Annotated in this window: 12 protein-coding genes; 6 read left to right on the top strand and 6 right to left on the bottom strand. The window is 71.7% G+C overall.

Annotated elements, in window-relative coordinates:
* The first annotated feature begins 2 nt into the window (after window positions 1-2).
* The gene (locus ACIRP7_RS03075) at window positions 3-614 is read left to right on the top strand and encodes a hypothetical protein (protein ID WP_403653142.1); all 612 of its coding nucleotides are present in this window, start codon (window positions 3-5) and stop codon (window positions 612-614) included.
* Between the two features lie 9 nt (window positions 615-623).
* Here the strand turns inward: ACIRP7_RS03075 and ACIRP7_RS03070 are convergent, their stop codons facing one another.
* Window positions 624-2,048 (bottom strand): M1 family metallopeptidase, encoded by a 1,425-nt coding sequence (locus tag ACIRP7_RS03070; protein ID WP_403653140.1) that lies wholly within the window; start codon window positions 2,046-2,048, stop codon window positions 624-626.
* A 39-nt stretch (window positions 2,049-2,087) separates the two neighbouring features.
* Here ACIRP7_RS03070 and ACIRP7_RS03065 point away from each other — a divergent pair, with 39 nt between their 5' ends.
* Window positions 2,088-2,588, top strand: coding sequence for a hypothetical protein (locus ACIRP7_RS03065; RefSeq protein WP_403653137.1), 501 nt, complete (start codon window positions 2,088-2,090; stop codon window positions 2,586-2,588).
* 79 nt (window positions 2,589-2,667) lie between these two features.
* On the opposite strand, the gene ACIRP7_RS03060 is transcribed toward ACIRP7_RS03065, so the two are convergent.
* On the bottom strand, window positions 2,668-3,345 hold the full coding sequence (locus tag ACIRP7_RS03060) for a pentapeptide repeat-containing protein (RefSeq protein WP_403653133.1): 678 nt from the start codon (window positions 3,343-3,345) through the stop codon (window positions 2,668-2,670).
* 153 nt (window positions 3,346-3,498) lie between these two features.
* On the opposite strand from ACIRP7_RS03060, the gene ACIRP7_RS03055 reads away from it, so the two are divergent.
* Window positions 3,499-4,659, top strand: a complete 1,161-nt coding sequence (locus ACIRP7_RS03055) for an NAD(P)-binding protein (protein ID WP_403653130.1) — start codon at window positions 3,499-3,501, stop codon at window positions 4,657-4,659.
* Between the two features lie 42 nt (window positions 4,660-4,701).
* The gene (locus ACIRP7_RS03050; RefSeq protein WP_403653127.1) at window positions 4,702-5,679 is read left to right on the top strand and encodes a zinc-binding dehydrogenase; all 978 of its coding nucleotides are present in this window, start codon (window positions 4,702-4,704) and stop codon (window positions 5,677-5,679) included.
* Window positions 5,680-5,761: 82 nt separating this feature from the next.
* On the opposite strand, the gene ACIRP7_RS03045 is transcribed toward ACIRP7_RS03050, so the two are convergent.
* The 3 genes from ACIRP7_RS03045 to ACIRP7_RS03035 form a co-directional block, all read right to left on the bottom strand.
* Window positions 5,762-8,995 carry a Tat pathway signal protein gene (locus ACIRP7_RS03045; protein ID WP_403653123.1) on the bottom strand — a complete coding sequence of 1,078 codons (3,234 nt, stop codon included), beginning with the start codon at window positions 8,993-8,995 and terminating at the stop codon, window positions 5,762-5,764.
* A gap of 98 nt (window positions 8,996-9,093) precedes the next feature.
* Window positions 9,094-10,491: an NAD(P)/FAD-dependent oxidoreductase gene (locus ACIRP7_RS03040; protein ID WP_403653120.1), complete on the bottom strand. Its 1,398-nt coding sequence runs from the start codon at window positions 10,489-10,491 to the stop codon at window positions 9,094-9,096.
* An 11-nt stretch (window positions 10,492-10,502) separates the two neighbouring features.
* On the bottom strand, window positions 10,503-11,156 hold the full coding sequence (locus ACIRP7_RS03035) for a rhomboid-like protein (protein WP_403654206.1): 654 nt from the start codon (window positions 11,154-11,156) through the stop codon (window positions 10,503-10,505).
* On the opposite strand from ACIRP7_RS03035, the gene ACIRP7_RS03030 reads away from it, so the two are divergent.
* Together ACIRP7_RS03030 and ACIRP7_RS03025 are read left to right on the top strand one after the other, a co-directional pair.
* A complete protein-coding gene (locus tag ACIRP7_RS03030; RefSeq protein ID WP_403653117.1) occupies window positions 11,155-12,090 on the top strand; it encodes an aminoglycoside phosphotransferase family protein in 936 nt (311 codons plus the stop codon). The genes ACIRP7_RS03035 and ACIRP7_RS03030 overlap by 2 nt on opposite strands.
* Window positions 12,087-12,569 (top strand): GNAT family N-acetyltransferase, encoded by a 483-nt coding sequence (locus ACIRP7_RS03025; protein ID WP_403653114.1) that lies wholly within the window; start codon window positions 12,087-12,089, stop codon window positions 12,567-12,569. Before ACIRP7_RS03030 ends, ACIRP7_RS03025 begins: the two co-directional genes overlap by 4 nt.
* A gap of 21 nt (window positions 12,570-12,590) precedes the next feature.
* Here the strand turns inward: ACIRP7_RS03025 and ACIRP7_RS03020 are convergent, their stop codons facing one another.
* Complete coding sequence (locus tag ACIRP7_RS03020; protein ID WP_403653111.1) at window positions 12,591-13,673, bottom strand: endonuclease/exonuclease/phosphatase family protein; 1,083 nt, start codon at window positions 13,671-13,673, stop codon at window positions 12,591-12,593.
* Window positions 13,674-13,749 lie beyond the last annotated feature (76 nt).

Raw genomic sequence — 13,749 nt, 5'->3', positions numbered from 1 at the left:
CGGTGAACTCCTACTCGTACGACCGCATCGGTCCTGGTCATGACCGGCCGGATCTCTCGAAGCCCAGGCGGGCCGAGCCCGGTGAGTGGCCGATGTTCGAGGCCGCACTCGCTGTGGTCAATCGCGACGTGACGGCGACCCTGCCCGGTCAGGACGCGCTGATACTCATGGTCGCCCCGTCCTGGCAGCCGCTGCCCGCGAGCGGGATCGACAGGGGACTGGTCCATGTGGCGATGCCGGACGGCCGTTGGCAGGGCAATGCGGTGAACGTCTTCGACGTGGAGGAGGGCGACCCGCCGGAGCCGGATGACGCGATGACGGCCCTGACGCTGGTCGCGGAAGCGGCACAGGAGACGGTCATGGAGCTGCTCTGGCAGGTCTGGCCGATCTGTCGGGAACACAAGATCGGGGTGCACGTTCGCCCCGCGGGGACCGCTGACGACTGGTGCGGGGGCGAGGCGGAACCGTCGGACCCGGTGGTGTGGTGGTGCCGGGGCAGCCGGGACGGCACAGGCCATGACGTCTGTCTCGTGGGTGAGTTGGCCGCCACCCTGCCGGGAAAGGAGCGTCGCGCACTGCGGCGCGGCGAGCGCAAACGAGACGGTGGCCGATAGGCCTGTCGGCTACGCGGAGCGCTCCGGCTTTCCGTCCCCGTACAGCCACTGCTCCCAGATCGGGCCGAAGTCCTTGTCGGGGGCGAGATCTTCGACGTAGGACGTGAAGTCCTCGGTGTCCGCGTTGCCGTGGCGGTGGGTGGTGGGCCAGTCGCGGAGAAGGGCGCGGAAGGCGGTGTCGCCGAGCTGCCGGCGGATCTGGTGGAGGACCATCGCGCCGCGCTGGTAGACGGGGCTGTCGGAGAGGTGCGCGGCGCCGGACGGCTTGCCGGGCGGGAAGGACCACAGGTCGGCGTAGACGTCGTCGCCGTGCCTGTACAGCTCGTCGAAGGTCTTCTGGGCGCTGTCACCGCCGTGGTCCTCGGCCCACAGCCACTCGGCGTAGGTCGCGAAGCCCTCGTTGAGCCACATGTCCCGCCAGGTCTTCGGGGTGACGGAGTCGCCGAACCACTGGTGGGCGAGTTCGTGGACGAGGGTCTCGGTGTCGGGGGCGCCGGGGAAGTAGGGGCGGTTCTGGGTCTCCAGGGCGTACTCGGCGTCCCCCTGGCGGTCGACGATCGCGCCGGTGGAGGAGAAGGGGTACGCGCCGAAGGTGTCCTCGGACCAGGCCATGACGGCGGGGATCTGCGCCAGTACCTTCCGGCTCGCGGCCGCCTGCGCCGGGTCGACCGCGGTGTAGACGGGCAGGCCGTCGGGGGTGGCGGTGCGGTGGATGTCGTAGTCGCCGATCGCGAGCGTGGCGAGGTAGCTCGCCATGGGTTCGGCGGTGTGCCAGTGGGATGCCGTACGGCCGCCGCTGGTCCTGCTCGCCGTCAACTCGCCGTTGGAGACGGCCTTAAGGCCCTCGGGCACGGTGATCGTGAGGTCGTAGGACGCCTTGTCGGAGGGGTGGTGGTTGCCGGGGAACCAGGCCGCCGAGCCGGTCGGTTCGCCGAGGGCCACCGCGCCGTCGTCGGTGGGCAGCCAGCCCTCCTCGGAGCCGTCCGGGTCGGTGACGGTCTTCGGGGTGCCGGAGTAGGCGACGCTCACGCGGAAGACGCGGCCCTCGTCGAGGTCGTCGTGCGGGCGTACGGTCAGCTCCCGGCCGGTGCGGTTCCAGCGGGCCGGGTCGCCGCCGACGGTGACCTTCTCGACGTCCAGGCCGTCGAGGTCGAGGTTGAGGGCGGAGAGGTTCTGGGTGGCGCGGGCGGTGAGGGTCGCGGTGCCGGAGAGCCTGGATGTGTCCGGGTCGTAGGCGAGGTCGAGGTCGTAGTGGGTGACGTCGTAGCCGCCGTTGCCGGACTTCGGGAAGTACGGGTCGCGGTCGCGCAGGCCGGAGCCGCCGGGGGTGCCGTGCACTCCGCCGTCGCACGCGGTGAGGGCGAGGGCTCCCGCCAGGAGCAGGGCGGTGGGGACGAGCGGGGCACGGTGGACGAGGGGCACGGATCGGGGCACGCCGTGATCCTATGAGGGCCGCGTGACACCATCGGCTACGTGCTCGACATCGGCTACGCCCTCTCCAACCGTTTCCCGGACCCCCCGCAGACCGACTACCGCCGCGCGGACGTCCACGCGCTGCGGTACGACCTGTTCTGCGGGGACGTGTATCTCGCGGACACCAAGGAGGACCGGGAACTGTCCACAGCCTGGGGATGGGTGCCGGTGCTCGACTTCGCGTGGGCGCTGTGCGACATCGTGGAACGCCTCGACCGCGATCCCGCGGGCTCCCGCGCCTCCCGCCCGCAGCACGCCGAACTCGACTTCACCGAGTCCAGCGATCGCATGCTCTTCGAGCGCCGCTTCGGGTGGGTGGACATCGAGGCCGACTGGATGCCGGTGGAGGAACCCCCGCTCACCTTCTCCCACGCGGACCTGCGCCGCGAGGCCCGCGACTTCCTCCACGACCTGATCGCCGACCTGGTCGACCTGCACGAGGACCTGGGCGAGAACCCGGCGATCTGGACGCTCCAGGCACGATTCCCGAGGGTGAAGTGAGCGGTGAAGGAAGCGGCGGAATGCGCATGGCGGGCAGCGACATGCCGCCCCTGGTTCCTTCGGCCTGACCCCTCCCCCGTCACCCCTCCACCCGAATCCCCACCTCCGCCGCCAGCACCGGTGCCAGGTCCAGGAGTTGGGACGGGCTGATCACCGCCCCGGCGAGGCGGTCGATGCCCCGGGCGATCTCCAGGGACGCGGCGCCGCGCAGGTCGACGTCCTTGAGGGTCGCCGCCGTGAGGTCCGCGCCCTTCAGAGCGCAGTCCACGAACTCCACGCGCTCCAGGCGGGCGCCGCCGAAGTCCGGTTCCACCAGGACGCAGCTCTCGAAGACGACGTCCTTCAGGACCGCCGTACGCAGGTTCAGATAGTCGATCTTGCCGCCCCGGATCACGACCCGCTCCAGCGCCGCCCCGTGCAACTGCACTCCGCCGAGGCGCGCGTCGATCAGCTCGACGTCACGCAGGGTCGACTCCGCGAGATCGGTGCCCACGCCCCGTATGCCGGTGAGGACCGAGTCGAGGAAGCGGGCGTGGTGGAGCCGGGTCTCGTCCAGCGCGCAGCTTCTCAGCGCGCAGTCCATGAAGCGGGCCCCCGCCCCGTCCTGCCCCGCGAAGTCCGCCTCCAGGAACTCCAGACCGTCATAGTCCCCGTCCGGCTCCAGCTCTCCTCCCCCGTACGGCTCCAGCGGTGGCAGCCGCACCTCCGGCCGCCGCGCCCCCTTCACCCTGCTCGCCCCCACCGCTCGACTCACCATGCCCCCATCCTGCACCCCACCACTGACAATCCCCTGAGCTGCGCGAACCGCCTCCATGTCACATTCCGGTGCCCCCAATCAGTCATAGCGGCGAGGACGAAGAAGACGACGACGAAAAAAGACACGCACCCGAGCAGAGGGAGACCCCCGGACATGCACCGCATCACCGTCATCGGCGGCGGCCTCGCCGGACTGACCGCGGCGATCACCGCCGCCGAGGCGGGCGCCAAGGTCACCGTGTACGAGGCCCATCACACGCTCGGCGGTCGGGCCAGGACCGCCGAGGGGCCGTACCGCACGAACGACGGCCCGCACGCCCTCTACAACGGCGGCCCGCACTGGTCCTGGCTCCAGCAGCGCGACCTCGTCGGACCGCTCGCACCACTCCCACCCCTGGAGGCGGCCCGGCTGCGCCTGCGGCACAAGGGCGCCCTGCGCCGCACTCCGCCCTTCGCGATGCTCAAGCTGCTGCGCCGCGGCGCCCGACAGGCCCCGGTCGACGTGGACTTCATGTCCTGGGCCACCGGGCAGGCCGGCGAGGAAGGCGCCCGTGCCGCCGCCCACTACTCCGCCGTCGCCCTCTTCCACCACGACCCCGGTGCCCTGTCCGCCGCGTTCGTGCAGGAACGGCTCCGGCGTGCCACCAAGCTGCCGCCCGAGGCGCACTACCCGCTCGGTGGCTGGGCCGGCGTCGTCGACCGGATGGCCGCCCGCGCCTGGAACCTGGGCGTCCGGATGGAGACCCTGTCCCGCGTCGACACCCTCCCCACCGACACCCCGGTCGTCGTCGCCACGTCCCTCGACGCGGCCCGCCGCCTCCTCCGCGACGACTCCCTGACCTGGCCGAGCGGCCGTACGACACTGATCGACCTCGCCCTGCGCACCCGGCGCGGCGACGCCTTCGCCGTCTCCGACCTCGACTCCCCCGGCTGGATCGAACGGTTCACCGCCCAGGACCGCACCCTGGCACCCGCGGGCGAACAGCTCCTCCAGGGCCAGATCCCGATCGCCCCGCACGAGACCAAGGCCGACGGGGTCGCGCGCGCGGAGCAACTGCTCGATCTCGCCTTCGACGGCTGGCGCGAGCGCGTCACCTGGCGGCGTGAGTCCGTCGCGAACGGCCGTACCGGAGCCGTCGACCTGCCCGGCACCAGTTGGCGGGACCGGCCCGCCGTCGACCGGGGTGACGGCGTCTATCTCGCGGGCGACCAGGTCGCGGCGCCCGGGGTGCTCTCGGAGGTCTCCTTCACCAGCGCGCTCACCGCCGTGTCGCTGGCACTCGGCCGGAACGCCCTTGACCTCAAGCACGCTTGAGGCCGGAGGGTGGGTGCACACCTACGGAGGAGGGTTCCACCCATGCACGCCGTCCGCCTGCACACCTTCGGCCCCGCCGAGAACCTCACCTACGAACAGACGGAGGATCCGGTACCGGGCCCCGGCCAGGTCCGTATCGCCGTACGGGCGGCCGGGGTCCACCTCCTGGACACCGCCCTGCGCGAGGGTCACCAGGGGCCGGCGCCCCGGCCGACCACGCTTCCCACCATCCCTGGCCGTGAGGTCGCCGGCACGGTCGAGTCCCTCGGCGAGGGCGTCGCCGGGCTGTGGCTCGGCAAGCGCGTGACCGCCCACCTCGGCTTCGCCCCCGGCGGCTACGCCGAACTCGCCGTCACCGAGGTCGACCGCGTCCACGAGATCCCCGGGAACCTCGACTTCGCCCAGGCCGTCGCCATGGTCGGCACGGGCCGTACGGTCATGGGGATCGTCCGGTTCGCCGAGCTCGGCCGCGACTCGGTGGCCGTGATCCCGGCGGCCGCCGGAGGCATCGGCACGCTGCTCGTGCAGTACGCGAAGAACGCCGGGGCGACGGTCATCGGCCTAGCGGGCGGACCGTCGAAAACGGCCCGGGTTCAGGGCAACGGCGCCGACCTCGCCGTCGACTACACAGACCCCTCGTGGCCGGACAAGGTCCGTGCCTTCCTCGGCGGCCGCACCGCCACCGTCGTCTTCGACGGCGTGGGCGGGGACATCGCGCGCGAGTCCGTGGCCCTGCTCGGTGACGGAGGCCGGCACATCGTCTTCGGCTGGTCCGGCGAGGGCATCCACGACGGGCAGCCGTACCTCGTCGAGGGCGTCTCCGAGCAGGTCCTCGGCCCCGTGATGCTCCAGAAGGCGGGCCCCGACCCCGTCCGCACCCTCGAACTGCGCGCCCTCGCCGAAGCCGCCGCGGGCCGTCTCACCCCCGCCGTACAGCGCTTCCCGCTCGCCGAGGCGGCCGCCGCGCACCGGGCGCTGGAGACCCGCGGCACGACCGGGAAGGTGGTACTGGAGCCCTGACGCGCCCAATCGGTGGCCTGAACGATCGGTGGCCTGAACGGCAAAGGGGCGGCCGCGGAGGCCGCCCCTTCGACACCTCAGCTCACCTGACGACGGCCTTCGTCGGCTTGCTCACCGCCGACCCGTCCTGGTGCCCGGTGCGGTGCGCGACCACCTTCACGGTGATCTTCTTGCCCTTCTGAGCGGTCTTCAGCACCAGCGACGACTTGGTGGCACCGCTGATAGCCGTGCCGTTCGCGTACCACTGGTAGGCGTACGAGGTCGCCGCCGGACTCCACGTGCCGTTGGTCGTCTTCAGCGTCCTGCCCACCTTCGCGGTGCCGCTGATCACCGGCAGCCTGGTCGCCTTGGGCGCGTCGCCCTTGGCCACGGTCACCGCGCCCGAGGTCGCCGTACCGCTCTTCCAGCCACTCCTGACGGCGGTGACCGTCACGGTGAGCTTCTTGCCGACGACCGCGGCGGTAACGGTGTACGTCTTCGCCGTAGCCCCGCTGATCGCCGTGCCGTCCGCCTTCCACTGGTACGTGTACGACGTCGGCGCCGCCGACCAACTGCCCGGCTCCGCCGTCACCTTGGCGCCGGTCTTGGCGGTCCCGGTGATCTTCGGTGCGGCCGTGCTGGTGAGCTGGGGCTCGGTGACGGTGAACGTGCCCTTCTGGAACTCGCAGCAGCCCGCGTACACGCTGACGTTCCAGGTGCCGGCCGCCGCCCCCGTCAGATCGAGGGTCGCGGTCAGGGTCCGGTTGTCGGCGGATACCGAGTCCGTCGTCGCGGTCAGGGTCTTGCCGCTCTGACTGAGCCGTACGGTCGCGTTCAGGGGCAGTGCGGTACCGGTCACCGTGAGCTTCACCTTGGTGCCGGCGACCCCGGTGGCGGGACCGACCGCCGCGACGCTCACCCTGTCCGGCCCGCACAGTGTGAACGTGCAGGTCAGCTTGGCGCTGTAGGAGGTGCTGGACGCCTTCTCCGGCAGGCCGAGCACGAGGACGCTAGGGCTGGCCGCCGAGGAGGAGCCGCCCGCCGCACACTGCCAGCCGGACGGGATGTACAGCGAACAGCCGTTGTTCCAGGACTTGTTGTAGAGCGCCGGCACCGCCGTGGTGGTCGCCCCGGTGGTGTCCGTGATCGCCATGTCGAAGCGGTCGAACCCCGCCGTGGGCAGCACCGCGCACACCGCGCTGTGCTGCTCGTCCAGCGTGCCGGTGACGGGCCCGTAGCCGTACGACACCGAGGGCACCCGGGTGCACTCCGGTGCCGGTCCGTCCGCCGTCGCGACGCGCAGGGCGTCCAGGTGGTACTCGGGCGCCGCCTTCAGGGTGACCGGGGTCTGCACGAGGACCTGGTGGGTGGTGGACCCGGTGACCGCGCAGGAGCGGTTGCGGAAGGAGCACTCGGAGCCGCCGTCACCGCCGAACACCGCGAGGTTGGCGGTGCCCAGGGCGTCCCGCACGTCGAGGTGCAGGGCGTCGGCGGCCGCGTCGGTGGTGACCTGGTGGCAGGTCAGGGTGCCCGGCTCGCCGGCCACGCCGGTCACGGACGGGCCGCCGACCTTCGCCGCCGCGGTCTTCACGCAGCCCGCCGAGGAGGCGCTCGCGGTGACGTCCCGCCTGGCCAGCGTGTAGGTGGCGGCCAGGTCGCGGCCGGTGACCAGCACGGTGTGGGCCACGCCCGGGGTCAGCGCGCACACCACCCAGCCGTTGCTGGTGGCGGTGCGGTCGCAGACCTGCTTGCCGGTGGCGTCCAGCACGGAGAACCTCGCCGGCACGCCCCCGGAGGTGTTGACCAGCTGGAGTACCTCCGCGCCCGTGTGCGCGTCGGCCGGAATACCCAGGCACTGCGAGAACACGCCGTCACCCGTGCCGAAGGTGGCCTTCGCGCCGTCGGCACCGAAGCTTCCGGCGGGCAGGACCGGGCAGTCGTTCGCCCCGTCGACGCGGTGGAAGGCGATCGAGTAGGGGCCGGTGGAGTTGCCCGTACCGAGGGCGTCGGTGTGCACCAGTGCCCGGAAGGGAGCCGTGCCGGCCAGCACGCAGTTGCCGTCGGCCAGTTTCGTGGTGCCGCACTGGACGGTGCCGTTCGCGTCGACGACCTCCACCTCGGCGTCGACACCGTCGGAGCCGATCGGGGTGAGCGCGGCGATCGTGGCGCCCTGGGGGACGTCGAGCGCCAGGCAGTCGTACTCGCCCACGACGCTCAACTCGCCCTGGAACACGCCGGTCCCGGCCGCCACGCACCCGGCGTCGGAGGCACGGTCGAGGAGGAGCAGGTCGTCACCGGGGTCGACGCCGAGGTAGATGATCGCGGTGTAGGTGCCCGCGGACCGCAGCCTGCAGGGGTCGGTCTCCTCGCAGGCGATCTTCCCGGCCGCGTCGTACACGAGGGCGGCGCTCGCCGAGTAGTCGTCGACCTCGTGGACCACGTACGGTCCGGCCTTGCCGACGGTGAAGGTGAAGCAGGGGTTGTCCTGGTAGTCCAGGCCCTCCGGCGCTCCGAAGGGGCGCACGGACGCGGTCCGGCAGCCCTCGGGGTCGGTCAGCGAGTGCACCCCGGCCGTGTACTCGGCGGGGAAGCCCTTCTCCGAGTACGTCACCTCGGAGATCACCCGGTAGGGGCCCTCACCGGGCAGCACACAGCTGAGGCTGCTCTCGTCGTCGGCGATGACACGCGGGCAGATACGGGTGCCGGTCGCGTCGGTGATCCAGGAGACCATCTCGCCGTAGACCTTGGTGACCCGGCTGAGCAGGACGCGCTCGCCCGGTGTGCCCTCGAAGGCCTGGCAGTCGATCTCCAGCTCGCTCACGGTGGTCCGGACGGGCAGGGGCGGGTACCAGGCGGTGCCGACGTCGTCGTAACAGCCCTCGGTTGCCGAACTCAGCGGGACGACGGTGAACGCGGTGTCCGTCAGGTCCCACTGGCCACTGTTGACGATCTTGACGGTGTAGTCGCCGGGCGCGGGCAGGTCACACCGGCCGCTCTCGGAGAACGCCTCGTCGTAGCAGTCGACTTCGGTGCCGTCCGCGGCGAACATCTGCGCGTAGGCGGCGCTGCCACGGTCGATGGACACCAGGTACCGGCCGGCCGCCGACGCCGCCAGGGAGAAGCAGGTGCTCTCCCCGACCGGGACGGTCGCCTTGTTGACGGCGTCCCCGGGATCGCCGAAGGGCGCGAGCACGAGCGGTGCGCAGTCCGCGTCCTCGGCGGCGGCCGGGCTCGCCCCGGTCAGGCTCAGCAGCGAGACGAACAGCGCGACGAGAGCGGCGAAGACGGCCGCCCGTCTCTGTCTTCCGACAGGCGGACAGGAGTCAACGTCGAACAAAGGATCCCCCCTGGATCAGCAAACGTTGAGGCGATAGTGACACAGGGGTACGACAACGCCCTCACGAGTATCCACAGGGCGCAGAAAGCGTTATCCGATCAGTGCCGCCCCGCGATCCGGTCCGCCCACCGCGCCAGCCGGGACGACTCCGCGCGGTGGCCGGTGAGCTCCCGCCGGTCCGCCGTGCGGTAGGTGGCGTACATGCCCTGCACGCCGAGCCACCGCAGCGGTTCCGGCTCCCACCGGCGCACCTTGTGGCCGACCCACGGCAGTTCGGTGAGCTCGGTCCGGCCGCCCTGCCCGGAGTCCTGCTGGACCAGGTCCCGCAGGGTCCGGGCGGCCAGGTTGGCGGTGGCGACACCCGAGCCGACGTAACCGCCCGCCCACCCGATACCCGTCGAACGGTCCAGGGTCACCGACGCGCACCAGTCGCGGGGCACGCCGAGCACCCCCGACCAGGCGTGCGCGATCCGCGTCCCGGCCAGCATCGGGAAGAACCCGACGAGGATCTCCCGCAGCGCCTCGACGGTCGCCGCCTGCGTACGGCCGTCGTTGTCGGTGCGCGATCCGAAGCGGTACGGCACCCCGCGCCCGCCCAGCGCGATCCGCCCGTCGGCGGTGCGCTGCGCGTACATGTAGGCGTGCGCCATGTCGCCGAGTGTCTGGCGTCCCTCCCAGCCGATCGCCGCCCACTGCTCGTCGGTCAGCGGCTCGGTGGCGATCATCGAGGAGTTCATCGGCAGCCAGGTCCGCCGCTGGCCCTTCAGCGCGGCGGTGAAGCCCTCGGTGCAGCGCAGCACATAGGGCGCGCGGACGGTGCCGTACGGGGTGACCGCGTGCTTGGGCCGGATCTCCGTCACCGGCGTCTGCTCGTGGATCGTGACGCCGAGTGCCTCGACGGCCGCCGCGAGCCCCTTGACGAGCTTCACCGGATGCACCCGCGCCCCGTGCGGCGTCCACGACGACCCGACCGCGTCCGCGACCCGGATCCGCTCGGCCGTCTCCCGGGCGCCGTACAGCTCACGGTCCTTCTCGCCGTACGACAGCTCGTGCTCGTGGAAGGCCCGCAGCCGCGCCAACTGCGCGGGCGTACGCGCGACTTCGAGGACGCCGCCCTTGTGGAGCCCGGCGTCGAAGCCCTCTTCCCCGACCACCCGGACGACCTCGTCGACGGTGCCGTTCATGGCCTTCTGCAGGCGTACGGCGGCCTCGTGGCCGTGCAGCTTCGCGTACCGGTCGCGGCCCGCGATGCCGTTGTAGAGCCAGCCGCCGTTGCGCCCGGAGGCGCCGTAACCGCAGAACTTCTGCTCCAGGACGGTGATCCGCAGAAAGGGCACGGCCTTCTTCAGGTAGTACGCCGTCCACAGTCCGGTGTACCCGCCGCCCACGATCACGACGTCCGCCGACGCGTCACCGCCGAGCGGCTCCCGCGCCTCGGGGAAGCCGTCGTCCGCGTACCAGAAGGAGATGCCGCCGTTCACGACCCTGCTGCTCATGGCCAGGGACGTTAACCCGCCGGCACACCCGCTGTCTCCTTCGGATTCCGTGCTTTCTCCCGCCCGGCGACCAGCGGGTAACACCCGAACCCGATCAGCGCCGAGGCGAAGTGCCCGAGATCGGTGAAGGTCCGCCCGGTCACCAGGGGCACCGCGTACACGACGAGGACGGCGAACCCGTAGACGTACCGCCACGGCGCCGGAATCCGGTACACCAGCACGGCGATCACCCCGGCCAGCGCGTAACTCACTCCGATGTCCAGCGTGTTGACCGCGGAGGCGGGCGCCATCCCGTGCCGGATCCCCCACAGCAGCGCCCCCTCGCTGATCAGCGTGGCCAGCACGTGCGCCGCCGCGCACACCGCCAGCCAGCGCGCCGTACCCAGCCAGCGCTCGGCCGGTGCGTGGAAGAGGGAGTAGAGGACGACGTACGGCAACCAGTGCCCGCTGTCGATCCACATCGCGCTGGAGACCAGCACCCGCGGCGGATCGCTCGACAGCTCGTGGATGTTGGTCGAGCGCTGCCGCAGGAACTCCTCCTCGAACTCCGGCGACATGTGGTGCAACGCCACCGTCGTCACGAAGAGGACCGCCAGCCACACATAGGTGCCGGGGGCGCTGCGGACGTACGCCCACACCCTGTGGACACCCCGGTTAATTCGCATGAGTCGATTCACGCACGCCGGTAGGGTCCGGCACGTGATCGACATCCCGGAGGAACTGGCGGCCGCGCAGGAGCTTTACAACGGCGACCGGGGCCGGGAGTTCATCGCCGGGCTGCCGGCTCTGACCGAGGACTTCCTGGAGCGCTGGGAACTCACACCGGACGGCTCCCCGATGCACGGGGTCACCGCCCTGGTCCTGCCGGTCGTCCTGCGCGGCGACGGCACCCGGGCCGTGCTGAAACTGCAACTCCTCGACGAGGAGAGCGCCGGCGAACCCGTCGCCCTGCGCCTGTGGGACGGCGACGGGGCGGTCCGCCTCCTCGACCACGACCCGGTCACCCACACCATGCTCCTGGAGCGCCTCGACTCCACCCGCATGCTGTCCACCCTGCCCGGCACCCGGGACGCGGTCCTCGTCATCGCCGGTCTGCTGGCCCACCTGACCGCGGGGCCCGCCCCCGCCGGGATGCGCCGCCTCGGTGACATCGCGCGAGCCATGCTGGACCGCACCCCCGAGGCCCTCACGCGCATCCCCGACCCCGGGATCCGCCGTACCGTCGCCGACTGCGCGGCCGCCGTACGCGAGGTCGTGGACGAACCCGGCGACCGGCTCCTGCACTGGGACCTGCACGACGAGAACGTCCTCGCCGCCGACCGCGCGCCCTGGCTCGCCATCGACCCCAAACCCCTGGCCGGTGACCCCGGGTTCGAACTGTGGCCCGCCCTCGACAACCGCTACGAGGCCGACGAGGTCACCTGGCGCTTCGACGCCATGACCGACATCCTCGGCCTGGACCGCGCACGCGCGCGTGCCTGGACCCTGGGACGGCTCCTCCAGAACGCCCTCTGGGACATCGAGGACGGCCGCCCCCTGGAACCCCGCCAACTCGACATCGCCGACCGCCTGCGCACCCCCCGGAGCCGACAGCCGTGATCCGCCCCGCCACCCCCGCCGACGTCCCCGCGATCCACGCCCTGATCCGTGAACTCGCCGACTACGAAAGGGCCTTGTCCGAAGCGAAGGCGACCGAGGAACAACTCCACGAAGCCCTCTTCGGCCCCCGCCCCGCCGCCTACGCCCACGTGGCGACCGACTCCACGGACTCCGTGATCGGCTACGCCGTCTGGTTCCTCAACTTCTCCACCTGGCGCGGCGTCCACGGCATCTACCTCGAAGACCTCTACGTCCGCCCCACCGCCCGCGGCGGCGGCCACGGCAAGGCCCTCCTCACCGAACTCGCCCGCCTCTGCGTCGAACACGGCTACCAACGCCTCGAATGGTCCGTCCTGAACTGGAACACCCCCGCGATCGACTTCTACGAATCCCTCGGCGCCCGCCCCCAGGACGACTGGACGGTGTACCGCCTCACCGACGAGGCCCTCGCGAACGCCGCAGGCGTTTCCGCGCGCTGAAGAAGCCCCGCCTCACGGCGCTCACCAGCTGATCCCGGCCGCCACCGGGCGGTGGTCGCTGCCGGTGGACGGCAGGACCCAGGAGCTCCGCGGGGTCACTCCGCGCACCAGGATCTGGTCGATCCGTGCCACCGGGAACTTCGCCGGCCAGGTGAACCCGAAACCGTCGCCGGCCGTGTCCTGGACCGACTGCAGCCGTGAGGTGAGGCCGGCGAGCGCGCGGTCGTCGGTGGTGCCGTTCAGGTCGCCGAGCAACACCACCCGGTCGTTCGGCTCGGCGGCGACGGCCCGGGCGAGCGCCTTCGCGTTGCGGTCCCGGCTGTCCGTCCAGAAGCCCGTCGTGGGCATCACCCGTACGGACCCCAGGTGGGCCACGTACACCGCCAGTGGCCCCCGGCTCGTCACCACCGTGGCGCGCAGCGCGCGGTTGTAGGACAGCTTGACGGCGGCCGACTTGGTGTCCCCCAACGGCCCGGCGTCCATCCCCGTGTCCACCGGCCGGACGTCCGACAGCGGCAGCCTGCTCCACAGCCCGACCGTGCCGAGCACCGCGTGGTACCGGTACGCCTTCGCCAGACCCTCCTCGTACACCGGCCTCGCCCGCGGGGTGATCTCCTCCAGGCCCAGCACGTCCGCCCCCGACGCGGCCAGGTCGCGAGCGGTACCGGCCGGGTCGGGGTTGTCGGCGCCGACGTTGTGACCGGCCACGACGAGGTCACCACCCGAGTGGGACCGGTCGCCGAGCAGCCCCCCGAACAGACTCACCCACACCGAGACCGGCAGCAGCAGCGCGACCACCGCGGAAGCGGAACGGCGCCACAGCGCACCGACCAGCAACACCGGCACGAACAGGCCGAACCACGGCAGGAAGGTCTCCACCAGACTCCCGAGCCCGCCACGGTCCGGGATCTGCGCGTGCAGCAGCATCACCAGGCCGAGCAGCACCGCCAGCCCCGCGAGCACCGGGCCGCGCCTCCAGAGACCCGGCCGGGAGCAGGCGCGGAGCACCCATCGGATGCCGGCGTGCCCGCGGCCGGAGCCACCCTGCGGGGACGGGTGAGTCCGGCGAGTCGCTGTCCGCACCGAGGGCGGGTATCTCGTCATACGACCAGTCAAGGCAGCACGGTGTTGCCGCCCCGTATGCGGATTCCGATACGCCGACGATATGCACCCGCTCGTA

Source organism: Streptomyces sp. NPDC102270, assembly GCF_044766405.1.
Classification (GTDB): domain Bacteria; phylum Actinomycetota; class Actinomycetes; order Streptomycetales; family Streptomycetaceae; genus Streptomyces.
Note: the sequence above shows the minus strand (reverse complement) of the source record. Positions and strands in the feature narration are given on the sequence as shown.

Coding starts and splice junctions, on each gene's coding strand:
- ACIRP7_RS03055 (WP_403653130.1), top strand. CDS start 3,499: ATGCACCGCATCACCGTCATCGGCGGCGGCCTCGCCGGACTGACCGCG.
- ACIRP7_RS03060 (WP_403653133.1), bottom strand. CDS start 3,345: ATGGTGAGTCGAGCGGTGGGGGCGAGCAGGGTGAAGGGGGCGCGGCGG.
- ACIRP7_RS03030 (WP_403653117.1), top strand. CDS start 11,155: ATGAGTCGATTCACGCACGCCGGTAGGGTCCGGCACGTGATCGACATC.
- ACIRP7_RS03020 (WP_403653111.1), bottom strand. CDS start 13,673: ATGACGAGATACCCGCCCTCGGTGCGGACAGCGACTCGCCGGACTCAC.
- ACIRP7_RS03040 (WP_403653120.1), bottom strand. CDS start 10,491: ATGAGCAGCAGGGTCGTGAACGGCGGCATCTCCTTCTGGTACGCGGAC.
- ACIRP7_RS03035 (WP_403654206.1), bottom strand. CDS start 11,156: ATGCGAATTAACCGGGGTGTCCACAGGGTGTGGGCGTACGTCCGCAGC.
- ACIRP7_RS03050 (WP_403653127.1), top strand. CDS start 4,702: ATGCACGCCGTCCGCCTGCACACCTTCGGCCCCGCCGAGAACCTCACC.